The sequence below is a fragment of the Natrialba sp. INN-245 genome, assembly GCF_009807105.1.
In the GTDB taxonomy this organism is placed as follows: domain Archaea; phylum Halobacteriota; class Halobacteria; order Halobacteriales; family Natrialbaceae; genus Natrarchaeobius; species Natrarchaeobius swarupiae.
The window spans coordinates 1-14,024 of record NZ_WUBV01000016.1 but is presented as its reverse complement, the minus strand read 5'-3'; the positions used below and the strand labels follow the sequence as shown (position 1 = coordinate 14,024).

At 63.0% G+C, this 14,024-nt stretch carries 10 protein-coding genes and 1 pseudogene; 9 read left to right on the top strand and 2 right to left on the bottom strand.

Going from position 1 to position 14,024, the window contains the following annotated elements; all coding sequences use genetic code 11:
• Positions 1-41 precede the first annotated feature (41 nt).
• Together GRS80_RS04335 and gap are read left to right on the top strand one after the other, a co-directional pair.
• A complete protein-coding gene (locus GRS80_RS04335) occupies positions 42-1,484 on the top strand; it encodes an ADP-dependent glucokinase/phosphofructokinase (protein WP_160046504.1) in 1,443 nt (480 codons plus the stop codon).
• An 84-nt stretch (positions 1,485-1,568) separates the two neighbouring features.
• Positions 1,569-2,633, top strand: coding sequence for a type I glyceraldehyde-3-phosphate dehydrogenase (gene gap / locus GRS80_RS04330; RefSeq protein ID WP_160046503.1), 1,065 nt, complete (start codon positions 1,569-1,571; stop codon positions 2,631-2,633).
• 163 nt (positions 2,634-2,796) lie between these two features.
• Here gap and GRS80_RS04325 read toward each other — a convergent pair whose 3' ends face one another.
• Positions 2,797-4,155, bottom strand: a complete 1,359-nt coding sequence (locus tag GRS80_RS04325) for a sulfatase (protein ID WP_160046502.1) — start codon at positions 4,153-4,155, stop codon at positions 2,797-2,799.
• A gap of 175 nt (positions 4,156-4,330) precedes the next feature.
• On the opposite strand from GRS80_RS04325, the gene GRS80_RS04320 reads away from it, so the two are divergent.
• Together GRS80_RS04320 and GRS80_RS04315 are read left to right on the top strand one after the other, a co-directional pair.
• The gene (locus GRS80_RS04320; RefSeq protein ID WP_160046501.1) at positions 4,331-4,822 is read left to right on the top strand and encodes a pyridoxamine 5'-phosphate oxidase family protein; all 492 of its coding nucleotides are present in this window, start codon (positions 4,331-4,333) and stop codon (positions 4,820-4,822) included.
• 518 nt (positions 4,823-5,340) lie between these two features.
• The gene (locus GRS80_RS04315; RefSeq protein ID WP_343161442.1) at positions 5,341-8,148 is read left to right on the top strand and encodes a cation-transporting P-type ATPase; all 2,808 of its coding nucleotides are present in this window, start codon (positions 5,341-5,343) and stop codon (positions 8,146-8,148) included.
• A 33-nt stretch (positions 8,149-8,181) separates the two neighbouring features.
• Here the strand turns inward: GRS80_RS04315 and GRS80_RS04310 are convergent, their stop codons facing one another.
• Complete coding sequence (locus tag GRS80_RS04310; protein ID WP_160046500.1) at positions 8,182-8,586, bottom strand: helix-turn-helix domain-containing protein; 405 nt, start codon at positions 8,584-8,586, stop codon at positions 8,182-8,184.
• A gap of 491 nt (positions 8,587-9,077) precedes the next feature.
• Here GRS80_RS04310 and GRS80_RS04305 point away from each other — a divergent pair, with 491 nt between their 5' ends.
• The 5 genes and pseudogenes from GRS80_RS04305 to GRS80_RS04285 all read left to right on the top strand — a co-directional run bounded on the left by GRS80_RS04305 (position 9,078) and on the right by GRS80_RS04285 (position 13,864).
• The gene (locus tag GRS80_RS04305; protein WP_200840321.1) at positions 9,078-9,713 is read left to right on the top strand and encodes a vitamin K epoxide reductase family protein; all 636 of its coding nucleotides are present in this window, start codon (positions 9,078-9,080) and stop codon (positions 9,711-9,713) included.
• 167 nt (positions 9,714-9,880) lie between these two features.
• Positions 9,881-11,227, top strand: coding sequence for a hypothetical protein (locus tag GRS80_RS04300; protein WP_160046499.1), 1,347 nt, complete (start codon positions 9,881-9,883; stop codon positions 11,225-11,227).
• 107 nt (positions 11,228-11,334) lie between these two features.
• On the top strand, positions 11,335-11,952 hold the full coding sequence (locus GRS80_RS04295) for a metal-dependent hydrolase (protein ID WP_160046498.1): 618 nt from the start codon (positions 11,335-11,337) through the stop codon (positions 11,950-11,952).
• 150 nt (positions 11,953-12,102) lie between these two features.
• A pseudogene (locus tag GRS80_RS04290) lies at positions 12,103-12,348 on the top strand (LLM class flavin-dependent oxidoreductase); the annotation flags it as partial.
• Positions 12,349-12,520: 172 nt separating this feature from the next.
• Positions 12,521-13,864: an RNA-guided endonuclease TnpB family protein gene (locus GRS80_RS04285; RefSeq protein WP_160046497.1), complete on the top strand. Its 1,344-nt coding sequence runs from the start codon at positions 12,521-12,523 to the stop codon at positions 13,862-13,864.
• Positions 13,865-14,024: the final 160 nt, after the last annotated feature.

Genomic DNA, 14,024 nt, shown 5'->3' with positions numbered 1-14,024 from the left:
CGCACAACATTAACTCGCTGGCGGTGGGAGCACCCCGCATCATGGTGGACGACCATACCCAGTTAGCGTCCGATATTCAGGCGCTCGAGGGGCTGCCGGTCTTTATCGCGTACAACGCGAACGTCGACGCGATCGTCCGGGTCGGCGAGGACCTCGAGTCGTTCCTCGAGCGGCCCGCAGAACCCGGCGAGCGCCACCCGCCGAGTCAGCTGGATTCGAAACGCGACCTCGCGACGGCGATCACGCACACGATGGCGGCCGGCCGGGGCGACGAAGTCGCGATGACCGACGAGTTTTCCGCGACCCTCGAGTCGGAACTGGAGCCCGACAGCCAGCAGATGGGCGGCCAGACGGGGATCATGACCAACCTCGTCACTTCGCTGGGCGCGTCGCCGGTAACCTACACGTACCTGATTTCGGACAGACAGCTCTCGATGTTCGATCACGCCGACGCGGTGGAGTACCCGACGGTCGAGGACGGCGAGGTGGCGTTCGTGTCGCTGCGTGAGGCGATCAACACGGACCGAACGAAGATCAACTGGGTATTCGAGTTCCGCGTCGACGACGAACTCTTCGATGTCCGAGCGATCGAAGACACCCGGTTCATCGCGGCCTCGAGGCCCCCAGAGTTCGATCTCACCGCGGGCGACCTCGACGCCCACGCCGATCAGGTCGGCGCGGTCGTCGACGGAGCACTGCTCGCTGGCTATCACAACCTCACGCCCGAGCACGTCGAGGAGGACTACGAGCAGGCCCACCGCCACGCTCGCGACGTCATTCGCCGGCTCAAATCCGGCAGCGAGGGCGAGTTGCCGGTTCACATCGAGTACGCCGTGACTCACGACGACGACTTGCGAGAGAGTATGTACGAGTGGATTCTCCCTGAGGCAGACGTCGTCGGCGCGGACACGCACGAACTCACGCTCCTCCACGACGACGCCGACCTCGCGGTCGTCGACGAGGAACCGACGGAGGAGACGCCGTTCGAGCGCGACGAAATCATCAGTCACTACCGCATGCTCGAGGCGATCCGGGACGACCTCGGCGTCGGCTGTGTCCAGCTCCACGCGATGGAGTACCACCTCGCCGTGATGGACGCCTACCCCCGTCCGGATGCCGTCGCACGCGGGCTGGAGTTTTCCGCCGTCAACGCCGCAACGAAGGCCGCGCTGGGCGACATCACGTCGCCCGAGGACCTCGAGGCGGGCCTGGAGTACGAGCCCTCCACGAAGGGACGCAAGGCGATCGAACTCCTCGCGGACCACCTCGAGGAGACATCCCAAGACGGCGTCCTCTCGACTCCGACAGTCGCTGCCTGCCCCAATCGGGTCGTCGAGGATCCCGCAGGGACGGTCGGCATTGGTGACATCGTCTCGTCCTCGAGTTTCGTCCTCGAGCTCGCGATCGCGAACGGGGGTGGGGATGGGGACGGGAATGGGAACGGGGACGGAAACGAGGATAGGGATGAATCCACGCCTTCGTAAGACAGCCTATCGACTCGCACGTCTCTCTGACCGTCCGATGGATTCGGGCCAAGAAATATACAGACAGCGGTGGCCCACCTCCGTATGAGCGCACACACTGACAGCACAGCAACGGAGCCGGTCCGAATCGGACTCAACGGCTTCGGCCGGATCGGTCGCAACGTCCTGCGAGCCGCCCGTTCAGACGACCGCGTCGAGGTCGTCGCCGTCAACGACGTGATGGACAACGACGACATGGCGTATCTGCTCGAGTACGACTCCGTCCACGGCCACCTCGAGGATGTCTCCCGCGATGGCGACACGCTCGTCGTCGCGGGTCAGGAGATTCGGCTCTGTACCGAACGCGATCCCACGACCCTCCCGTGGGGCGACCACGACGTCGACGTCGCGTTCGAGGCGACCGGCCTCTTTCGGACCCACGACGAGGCGGCCCAGCATCTCGAGGCCGGCGCCGACAAGGTCATCATCTCGGCGCCGCCGAAAGGCGAGCAGCCGGTCCCGATGTTCGTCTACGGCGTCAATCACGACGAGTACGACGGCGCGGACGTCCTCTCGAATGCCTCCTGTACCACGAACTCGGTCGCGCCGGTCGTCCAGGTGTTAGACGAGAGCTTCGGCATCGAATCCGGCCTGCTGACGACCGTCCACGCCTACACCGGGAGCCAGAACCTGATCGACGGGCCCAGCGGCAAGCGCCGCCGCGGTCGTGCCGCTGCCGACAACATCGTCCCGACGACGACCGGTGCCGCGATCGCCACCACCGAAATCCTCCCCGAACTCGAGGGCAAACTCGACGGGATGGCGGTGCGCGTGCCCGTCCCGAACGGTTCGATTACCGATCTCACCGTCGACCTCGAGACGGATGTCACCAAGGAGGACCTCGCCGACGCCGTCCGCGAGGCGGCCGAAAACGAACTCGCCGGCATCCTCGGCTACACCGACGAGGAGATCGTCTCGCGGGACATCGTCGGCCTACCGTTCGCGTCCTACGTCGACCTGGAGGGCTCGATGGTACTCGAGGACGGTCTCGTGAAGGTACTGGCCTGGTACGACAACGAGTACGGGTTCTCCGCACAGATGCTCTCGCTCGCGAGCCACGTCGCCGCCGAATCGGGGTTGGTCGACGGCGAAACGACGGCGATGCGATAATCAGGACCGCGCCGTCTCGAACGAGTCGGACCAGTCAGGTCGGTCGAGTTGATCAGCCAGGTGGACGAGTCGGACCAGTCGGATCGTCGGTCAGACAGGGAGACGAGTCAGGCCAGTCGGACCGTCGGTCAGCCAAGTGGACGGGTCAGGCCGCTCGAGTCGATCAGGTTGACTCGTGTGGCCACGACTGAATCTCGTCGTAGTCGCCCGGTACGACGGGACCCTCGAGCAGCGGATCGTCGGTCTCGTCCATCCACTCGTAGAGCTCCTGCGAGAGTTCTCGTCGGACGTCCTGATATCTGGGTTCGTAGACGACGTTATCGTCTTCCTGCGGTGCATCGCGGAGGTCGTAGAGCTCCTCGTACTGTCGCGCTGGTATGCCGTCGGTTTCGCGGACCTCACGGCCCGATTCGCTGGCGAATACGTCCGCCGGAAGATACACCCTGGGGAGATGCCAGAAGTTCCGGATGTATTTGTATCGATCCGTCCGGATCGCCCGAACCGGATTGTACATGTCGTGCCAGGTCATCTCGCCGAAGATTCGCTCGCGCGCCTCGTAGTCGCCCTCGTCGCCATCGGTGATCCGGTCGGCGAAGCTTTGACCACCGATCGCGTCAGGACCGTCGATATCGAGCAGTTCGAGCAGCGTCGGCAACACGTCGACGTTGCTGAGGAGGTCGTCGTAGCGCTCGCCGGCCTCGATAACACCTGGATACCGCATCACGAGCGCCGCCTCGAGGCCCGCATCGTAGCAGGTCCCCTTCGCTCGCGGAAAGGCGATGCCGTGTTCGGTCGTGAAAAGTACGAGCGTCTCTTCCTCGAGACCGGAGTCGGCCAGCGCCTCGAGGATCGTCCCGACGCCGTCGTCGAGTGCGTACATCATCCCGTGCATTTCGCCGAGATCGTGGCGATGTCCGCGTCGATCCGGGAGGTACGGAAGCGGGCGCACGTCCTCGGGATCGTCGGCGCCGTAGTAGTCGGCGTCGAACCCGAAGCGGCCGTTCTCCTCTTCGGCGCGGTGGCACTCGAAGAAGCCGATGGAGGCGAAAAACGGATCGTCGTACGCGCCCCCCTCGAGAAACGACGAGACGACCGACGCGACGTTACGGGCTCGATTGACCTGATGCACGGCCGGCGAGACGCCCGGATAGAGGTTCCCCTCGGAGTGAACGTGGTCGTACTCGAGGCGGTCCGTGTCCTGGGAGATGTGCTGGAGGCCGAACAGGTGGGTCTCGTAGCCGGCGTCGCTCAGGTACTGGGGCAGGATGCGTTCGTCTTCGTGGATTTCCCAGTCGCCGTGGGCGAGGCCCATGAGGCCGTTGACGTGGGGGACGCGGCCGGTCATGAGGCTCCCGCGACTGGGCGAACACTGCGGTGCGGTCGCGAAGTGGCGTTCGAACAGCGCGCCGGCGTCGGCGAGCGCGTCGACGTGTGGCGTTTCGATGTCGACGCCGTAACAGCCGAGATACTGGCCGATGTCGTGGGCGTGGATCAGGAGGACGTTCGGCTGCGAGTCGTTCATGACCCTGGTCTACAGTAACCTCCGGGATAATTATTTGCCGCCTGATCGACGTGGCGCTCCGCCGTCGGGTGTGTTCGGACCCGGTCCGCCGGCTCGAGCGGATGGCGACGGCTCGACCACGACTGTGGCGGTGGTGTGCGAATTATGTGAGTCGACCACGTATCGCACAGTACGGATGACAGTCGACGACCTCACCGAATACGGGATGGAGCGAATGGACGACGACGAGATCGTAAGCTTCCTTTCGACGCGGAGCTTCGGCGTTCTCGGCCTCTCGGCCGAAGAGACGCCGTACCTGATTCCGATGTCCTACGGGTTCGACGGGGAATCGCGACTGTATTTCGGGTACGTTGTGGGGTCCCAGAGCCGGAAAGCGGAGCTCTCGGACCGGGCGGACGCGGCGTCGTTTCTCGTCTACAGCGTCGAGACGATGTTCCACTGGCAAAGCGTTCTCGCGACCGGGACGCTCCGGGCCCTTCCCCCGGACGAGACGTCGAACGCGACGGCGGTCGAGGGGCCGATGTGGCGTCCCGAACTTCTCGAGACGGCGAGTGAGGCGGACGAAAACCAGTATTACGAGTTACAGATCGAGGAGTGGACGGGGCTTCGACACGCGATCGAGCCACCGTCGTTTATGCAACGCTCGAGTCCCGACCGGCCGGAGTGACACGGAGAGGGCCGTCGGCTCGCGATCGCCCTCCCGACGGACGACCCGGCGACGGTCGTCACAGTGTATGAATCATCAGCGGTTGGATGGATTTGTACAGGTATTAAACGGGAAACCGTCGTAGCACTCGTCACATGATCGGTCGGATCGCTGGCGTGGCCAGCACGGTAGCTGACGAACGGGGCGGATCTTCGGCGTGCCATTACTCTACCGACGCTACACTCGAGGAACGTGGGGATACGTCGTCACCGCGGTATCTCGCCGAACCGTCCGCCGGCTCTGTCGTTGACGACGTCTCGACAAGTGCTTTGACAAGCCTGAACCACAGGGTCGAATTCGGTGGTGTGATTCGATTCGACCCTGCAGTCGACGCGTGGCGGAGTACCAGACCCACGTCGGGGCGGTGCTCGTCGGTCGCGTCCGTTGGGAGGGTGGTTCGTGTCCGTGGCCTTCCACGGTCTTTCACCTGAGGTATCGAGACTGAATACGAGGGAGAGGGTGCTGTCATCGACCTATCCGTGTCACGATCAGAATACCACGAACGGACGGAGTCAGACGCCGACACCGACTGGCACGCACAGCCGCTCGAGACGGTCTACGCGAACGTGAAGACGTCCGAGGAGGGGTTACCGCCTTCGGAGGCCCGCGAGCGACTCGAACGTGAGGGACCGAACGAGGTCGAAAGTGAGGAAGGGATTTCGCCGCTGCAGATCTTCATCGATCAGTACAAGCCGGCACTGATCTGGGTGTTGATCGTCGCTGCGGTGGTGATGGCGGCGGTCGGCCACGTGATCGACGCCGGGGTCATCGCGGGTGTGGTCGTGTTCATTACTGTCTTCGGCTTCCTGCAGGATTACCGGGCCGAACAGAGCATCCAGGCATTAAAGGAGATGTCGACGACGTACGCGCTGGTCAGACGCGGCGGCGAGAAGACCGAGATCGACGCCAGAAACGTCGTGCCCGGAGACGTGATCTTCGTCGAATCCGGCGACATCGTTCCGGCCGATGCCCGCCTCATCGAGGAGTCGAACCTCAGCGTCGACGAGGCGGCCCTGACCGGCGAGAGCGTCGGCGTTTCCAAGGACGTCGGGACGGTCGACGCGGACGTCGCGCTTGCAGATCGGGAGAACGTACTGTTCAAGGACACCGTGGTCCAACGTGGATCGGGAACGGCGGTCGTCGTCGAGACCGGCTCCGACTCGGAGATCGGGCAGATCGCGACGGCCCTCGAGGAGGCCGAAGAGCGAGACACGCCGTTCCAGGCGGAGATGGACCGCCTGGGAAAACTCATCGCGCTCGGTGTCGTCGGTATCGTCTCGATCATCGCGATCACCGAACTCGTGATCGGGGAGACGCCGCCGTTGCAGGTGTTCCTGACGGCGGTCGGCATCGCCGTCTCCGCGGTTCCCGAGGGGCTGCCCGCGGTGGTCACGCTCTCGCTCGCGCTCGGTGCTCGGCGGATGGCAGACCAGAACGCGCTCGTGCGTCGGCTACCGATCGTCGAGGCCCTGGGTTCGGTCGACGTCGTCTGTACGGACAAGACGGGCACGCTCACTGAAGAAGAGATGACCGTCCAGCGGATCGTCGCCAACCGTGAGACCTACCAGGTCACCGGCACCGGGTACGACACCGATGGGGAGTTCTTGCAGGACGGCGAGCCAGTCGGCGCGGAGCGGGTCGGCGAGGTGTTGCGCTGTGGCATGCTCTGTAACAACGTCGACGTCGGGACTCGAGAGCGCGAGGAGGGCGATGCGGAGACGGACAGCGAAGCAGCGGATGGCGAACGAACTTATCTCGGCGACCCCACCGAAATCGCGCTGTTCGTTGCCGCTCAAAAGGCCGGCTTTGATCACCGTGAACTCGCTGCGGAGCACCCGCGGATCGGCGAAGTCGACTTCACGTCCGCACGAAAGCGGATGACGACCGTCCACGAGACGCCCGACGGCGATGTCACAGCGTACATGAAAGGCGCACCGGAGACCGTCCTCGAGCGCTGTGACCGGGAACTCGTCGACGGCGAGGTTGTCGACCTCACCGACAAGCGACGCGCGGAGATCGAGGGCAGAACCGAGGCGTTCGCCGAGGACGCACTACGCGTGATGGGGTTTGCCTACCGGCCCGACGTGCCGGCCGATCAGGTCGAGGATCCGGACGAGGATCTCGAGCAGGAAATGATCTTACTCGGCCTCCAGGGGATGCTCGACCCGCCGAGACCCGAGGTGCCGGACGCGCTTGCGGGCTGTCTCGACGCGGGGATCAACGTCGTGATGATCACCGGCGACAACGCCATCACGGCCCGCGCGGTCGGCAAGGAGGTCGGGCTTCGCTCGACGACGGTGATCACGGGGCCGGAACTCGAGGAGATAGACGACGAGGAACTCGCCGAGGTCGTCGAGGACGTCGACGTCTTCGCGCGGACGTCCCCGGAGCACAAGACGCGCATCCTGCAGACGCTCCAGGCGAAGGGCCACACGGTCGCGATGACCGGCGACGGCGTCAACGACGCCCCCGCGGTGAAGAACGCTGACGTCGGCGTCGCGATGGGGATCCGCGGCACCGACGTCACCGAACAGGCCTCCGATATCGTCTTGCTCGACGACAACTTCGCGACGATCCGGGACGCGGTCAAAGGTGGTCGTCGCATCTTCGACAACGTCCGGAAGTTCGTCAACTACCTGCTGTCGGGCAACGGCGGCGAGGTGACGATGATCTTCACGGGGACGCTCGCCGGACTCGGACTCGTGATCACGCCGATTCAGGTTCTCTGGATCAACGTCGTCACCGACGGGATTCCCGCGCTGACGATGGGCGTCGACCCGGCTGCAGAGGACGTCATGGACCGGGACCCGCGACCGCCGGACGAGGGGGTTATTACCGACCGGATCATCACGTCGATCGTCGGTATCGCCGCCTTCATGACGATCTGTCTGTTGCCGTTGTTTACGCTCAACTTCTACGGCGAACTCGTACCGGGATACGACGTGACCGCCGCGCTCGTCGGCTGGAGCCCTGGCTACGAAGTCGGCCGCGAACTCGCCCAGACGATGGTGTTTACTGGGTTCGTCGTCTTCGAGATCGTCCGCATCCAGGCGATCCGATACCGATACGGGCTCGGGCTGTTTTCGAACAACTGGCTCGTACTCGCGGTCACAATTGCCGTCGCGCTGCAGTTGCTCGTCCTCTATACCCCGACCGGTCAGTTGCTGTTCGACGTCGAACCGCTCGCGCTCGTCCACTGGGCCCAGATCGCCGTTGCCGCGAGCGTTTTCGCGCTGCTCATGGCTGCGTTCGTCAAGGTCCAGGACCGATACTTCGAGCGATATTGACGTTCCTGGACCGGATCTTGGAACGGAATAGAGTCACCCTTCGGCCGCCACTCGAGTGTCCTCGCCGTGTTCGTATTTGTCTTCGAACTCCTGGATGAGTTGCCCCATCTTCGCGTACCAGTCGTTTAGCATCCGTTGCATCTCGCTTGCGATCTGGTCCGGATCGGTCGGATAGTAGACGTGGTAGTAGCCGCCTTGTTCGTAGTTGATCTGCTCTTTCTGGATGAATCCAGTCTGGAGGAGTCGCTGGATCGACCGGTAGGCGGTCGACCGTTCGCGGTCGACCTGCTCGGCGACGTCGTCGATCGTCAACGGCTCGTCGCTCTCGACCATCACCTGGAAACACTCCTTGTCGAGTTGTTTCAGGCCGTGGATACACTCGAGCAGCCCCTCACACTCCATATCCTGTTGCAGTAGTTCCGCCATCGATCGTGCCATTATTTCGTGTTACGATAGGAGCCGTACCGGTATAAGGGTTGTGCGAATATTGCGCAAGTATGCTGAGCACCTGTGCCAGCGGGTGACGGCCCGGCTCTTGGACACCAGGGCCGACTGCGCCAGACGACGCAGAGGTCCACCCGCCAGTACGTCCCACAGCGCGCTGACGGTGTGGCCGCTCCGCCGGCGCGAACGCCGATATACCGCGAACTCGAGTCGGCCACGGGAGAGCGTACACACACGTAGAGACGTCCGTCGGTGTCGATCACGTGAACCACACGTGGCCGTCGAACCAGCGCGAGCCGAAATCGCGTCGGATCGCTACGTGTAACCGACAGCCGAATCATTATAGTTTGTATTATTTGTACAATACCAATTACTTCCTCTGCTCATCCCTGGTATCATTGTACGTGTTTGATCGGTGACTCGATCCGAGGGAATTGGATATATTGCACAATACTTTAGTATACTGACCACGAAGCCAGTCTTGTATGTCAACCGAAACACCGGCCTCGATGGCGTTCGACTACGAGTGGAACTACTCACCACGAGTGACGTCATTGTTCGGCCTCTTCACTCTCGTCGCAGTGATTGGCTGGTTCGTGACGGTCGCGCTAACGGCGATCCATATATTTGCAATTCCTGCAATACCAGCCGATGCGCCTGTCCAGGGGAGTATCGAAGTTATTACCAGTCCGTGGGCTTACGTCGTCGGTATCCCACTCGCCACCCTCGGCGGGGTTTACTACCTGACGACGATCGGGCTCGCACTCTGGTGGTTCGATACCCGACACCCGTTGCTCATCAAGATTCTGACGCCCATTACGGCAAGCGGCGTCGCGTTCTCGGCGTACTTCGTCTACCTGCAACTCGGCGTCATCGGCGAGATCTGCCCGTTCTGCATGATGTCTGCAGCGGCGACGGTCGTCCTCTTCGGACTCGAGCTCGCCATCCTTCGCCAGAGTACGACGCCACCGCTCTCACGAATGGGCAGTGACCTCAGCCGCGTCCTGACCGAGACGAACGTCGCCGTCGTGTTCTTCCCGATTCTCATGGGACTGGTCACGATCGCGGGGCTGTTCCTCGTGCCGTTGCTCCCGCTTCCCGACGCGGTCCAGTTCGTCTGATCGGAGTCGTACTGCCGTTTGTCGTTTCACCCCTCGAGCCGACTGCCGATTCATCCACCCGCCGTCACGACGCTCTCGACGGCCCGTACCGACGACGATAGCGTCTGAGACGGATCACTGGAAGGCTGAACCGGTAGCTTTAGCGGCGTTGTCTCGCCAGAGTGGGTATGAGCGATACCGATCGGCTCGCCGCCGCGTTCGTCGAGTCGTCGCGGAATACGATGCTCTCGTGGCTTCTCGTCGCCGTCCTGGTCGTCGTAATTCTCGGTGGGGGCTACCTCGAGCGATACGAATCGGTTCTGTTCGGCATCGTCGCGATCGCCGTCATCGCCGCTCCAGCGATCGCGTTTCGTGATCCGACGGTGATGCCGCCGTGGTACTTCGTCGGGCTGATCTGTCTGCCCGTGCTGTGGGAAGCGTTCGCACCGCAACCGCTCGTGACGGCCGTCGTCCCGAGTCTCGCACTCGCCACGCTCGGACTGTTGCTCGCAGTCGAACTCCACCGGTTTACGCAACTTCGGCTGGTGCCGTGGTTCGCCGTCGTCCTCACCACTCTCTTCGCGATGGCGATGGGCGGGCTCCTGAACGTCCTCCGGTGGTCGGCGGACGTCCTCGTCGGGACGACGTTCCTGCTCGACGGCCGGAGCCAGGACGCGATCAACGCGGCGGTGATGATCGAACTCGGCTACGTCACGGTCGCCGGAGTCGTCGCCGGCGCGATCTTCTACTACTACTTCACTCGCGTCGCACCGGAACCCGACTCGCGCATGACCGTCCCCGCGAGATCTACGGGGGAAGCCAGTGCCACGAGGTCGGTCGAGGAAGGCGGTGACGAACCCGTTGACGAGACGGTTCTCAGCGACCGACTCGGCATCTCGGTGCGGCGACAGACCCAACTGGTCCGCATCATGCAGCTCGCACTCGTTGGTTTGCTGGTGTACGGCCTGTGGACGCTTCAGTTACCTGTCGTAACCAACGCCGTACTCGCACTCCTCATCACGTTCATTCCGGCCGTCCTGGAACGGGACTATCATATCGCGGTCGAACCCGGCCTCGCGCTGTGGGTGACGACCGCCGTCTTCCTCCACGCGATCGGGACCGCAGGCCTGTACGACGCGATCGGCCCGTACGACCACCTGACGCATACGCTCTCGGCGACGGTCGTCGCCGCCGCGGGGTACGCCACACTCCGGGGAATCCATCTGCACGGCGAGTCGATTCACCTGCCCCGATGGGCGATGTTCGCGTTCACGGTCGTCTTCGTCCTCGCGATGGGCGTCGTCTGGGAACTCCTCGAGTTCGCCGTCGATCAGGGTGCACTCTTGCTCGGGATGGAGCCGATCCTCGCCCAGCACGGGATCGACGACACCATCGTCGACATGATATTCAACACGCTCGGAGCCATCATCGTCGCGGCGTGGGGAACGGTCTATCTCACCGAAGTCTCCGAGACGTTCGCGGATCTCCTCGAGGAGCGATTCGGCGGCCCGGACGATTCCGGCCCGAACGGTTGACGTCCTCCACACGACTGAAGTCGTGGGCTTTCTCCTGTTATCCCTGTAATCGTCGTGGAGAGTTCACCGTCACGTTCATACGTTTCTGTCCCAAACAGTAGGACACAATGATGCTCCCGACGCACGTCCTGGGTGGGATGGTCCTTGCGCTCCCCCTGCTGGTCGTGGCCCCCGAGTTCGCCACCGTCGGCCTGGTCGCGGGCTTTCTCGGCGGGCTCGTTCCCGATCTGGATATGTACGTCGGTCACCGGAAGACCCTTCACTACCCGGTGTACTACTCCGTGCTGGCCACCGGTGGGGTCCTCGTCGGGCTCGCGGTTCCGTCGGTGTTGACGGTCGCCGTGGCACTTTTCCTCCTGGGAGCGGCAGTCCACTGCGTCGCCGACGTCTTCGGCGGCGGCCTCGAGCTTCGCCCGTGGGAAGGCACCTCCGACCGCGCGGTTTACGACCACGTCCGCGGCCGGTGGATCGCCCCGCGTCGGACGATCCGGTATGACGGGTCCGGGGAGGATCTACTCCTGACGGGCGTGCTCGCGGTGCCGTTGCTTGCGACCCTCGAGGGATCGCTGCGACTCGTCGTCCTTGGAACCGTCCTCGTCGCCGCCGTCTACACGCTCTCCCGCCGACACCTCGCTGCACTCGCCCCCGTCGTGGTCCAGGTGTTGCCGTCGACAGTCCGCCCGTACGTGCCCAAACGCTACCGGACCGACGACCACGTCCAGTAACTCATCGAACTCCGCGTTAGCGATACTGTGAACTTCGAGGCCGTACACCGATGGTGAGGACTCGAGTAACGGCCGTTCAACCGATGCGCAGCGACGTCTCGAGTGCACCGCAACGAGAATCGTTATCCCGGGGAGGACCCAACGTCGGCTATGGACCTCTCTATCGTCGACGTCGCACCCGTTCGAGCGGGCGAGTCCGCGACCGACGCGTACGAGAACACGACCGAACTCGCAGGGCTGGCCGAACGCCTCGGCTACTCCCGGTACTGGGTCGCCGAACATCACGGGATGGGAGAGTCGATCGCGAGCACGACACCTGAAGTGCTCATCGGTCACCTCGCGGCCGAAACGACGTTGATCCGCGTCGGCTCCGGCACCGTCCTCCTCAATCACTACCTTTCAACAGCGAGAGAGTCCCGCCGTTCACGGCGGGCGTGAATCGCGTACGCTCTGGTGGGAAACCGCCATGTACAGCTGGCCCGCGAGTCTCAAACGTCCACCACCAGTTTCACTTTCACTCTGGCTGACTGGCATTTACGTTCCCACAACTCCTACCGGCAGCTGGCAGATGAAGCGCACCAACACGTTTGCCGTGCGACCGCTCTCCAACGAAGGAGAGCAGCTGCTACGGGACCTGTTGGACGCTTCCGCCGCTCTCTGGAACGAAGTCAACTACGAACGCCTCATGCGGTACAACGACGAGGACGGCTTTGAGGACGAAGACGTGTGGGACGCCGATACGGGCCGACTCGAAGGCCGATACAAAGGCGTTCTCGGTGCGTCCACTGCCCAACAAGTGATACGAAAGAACAGCGAAGCGTGGCGCGGGTTCTTCGAGAACAAGAAAGCGTATCACGACGAGTCGAACACGTCGGTTACGGAACACCCGGAACCGCCGGGATTCCGTGGCAACGAGGACGATGGGCGGCAACTCAAGACCGTCATTCGTAACACGTCGTACACCGTCGAATGGGGCGACCGCTCCCGGATCGAGGTACTGGTCGGAAGTGAGTTGAAAGACCGATACGACCACACCGGGCGTCTCCGGCTGGAAATCGCTGGCGACCCGAATTGGCCCGACTACGAGAAACAGGGCCGGTTGGACCTGTGGTACGACGAGACTGACAGCACGTTCAGGGCTTCGCAACCCGTGACTGTTTCTTCAGACGAACAGGCAACTCCACTGGCCGACGAGAAGGCCGCCCTGGACATCGGTGCGAACAATCTTGTCGCCTGTACCACGACGACCGGCGAACAATACCTGTACGAAGGCCGCGAGTTGTTCCACAGGTTCCGCGACACGACGCGAGAGATCGCCCGGTTGCAGTCCAAGCTACGGGAAGGACGATACAGTAGCGAGCGTATCCGGCGGCTGTACCGGAAACGGACTCGCCGCCGCGACCACGCTCAGGAAGCGTTGTGTCGTGACTTGCTCGAACGGCTGTACGCCGAAGGAGTGGACACGGTGTATATCGGTGGGTTGACCGACGTGCTCGAAACGCACTGGTCGGTCGAAACCAACGCGAAGACGCACAACTTCTGGGCGTTCAAGCAATTCACCGAGCGACTGGTCTGTACCGCCGAGGAATACGGAATCTCGGTCGAAGTTCGGTCGGAAGCGTGGACCAGCCAAGAGTGTCCGCAGTGCGGCGGTACAGACCGAACAACACGGCATCAGGACACACTCACATGCCCGTGTGGGTTCGAGGGACACGCCGACCTCACGGCGTCAGAAACGTTCCTGAGACAGCAGACAGAACAGGTAGTCAGGCCGATGGCACGGCCCGTGCGGTTCGAGTGGGACGACCATGAATGGTCGGAGTCACCACACTCTCACGAAAGTCCCAAAGAACAGCGCACAGACCCGAGTACCGTCCACCGTGACGGGAATGTTGCTTCCGGGGAATCTTAGACCGATTGAGACTCCCACGGAGGAAACCCCGTCGTCGTCGGGCTACGCCCGACTGCTTGAGGGAGCTTAGTGATTAACGCAACTTCTGGATGAATCCGTCGAGGTGATTTTCGATCCAGGAGCCTGCGAAACTCAGCTGATCGGTCAACTTCGTGAAAAT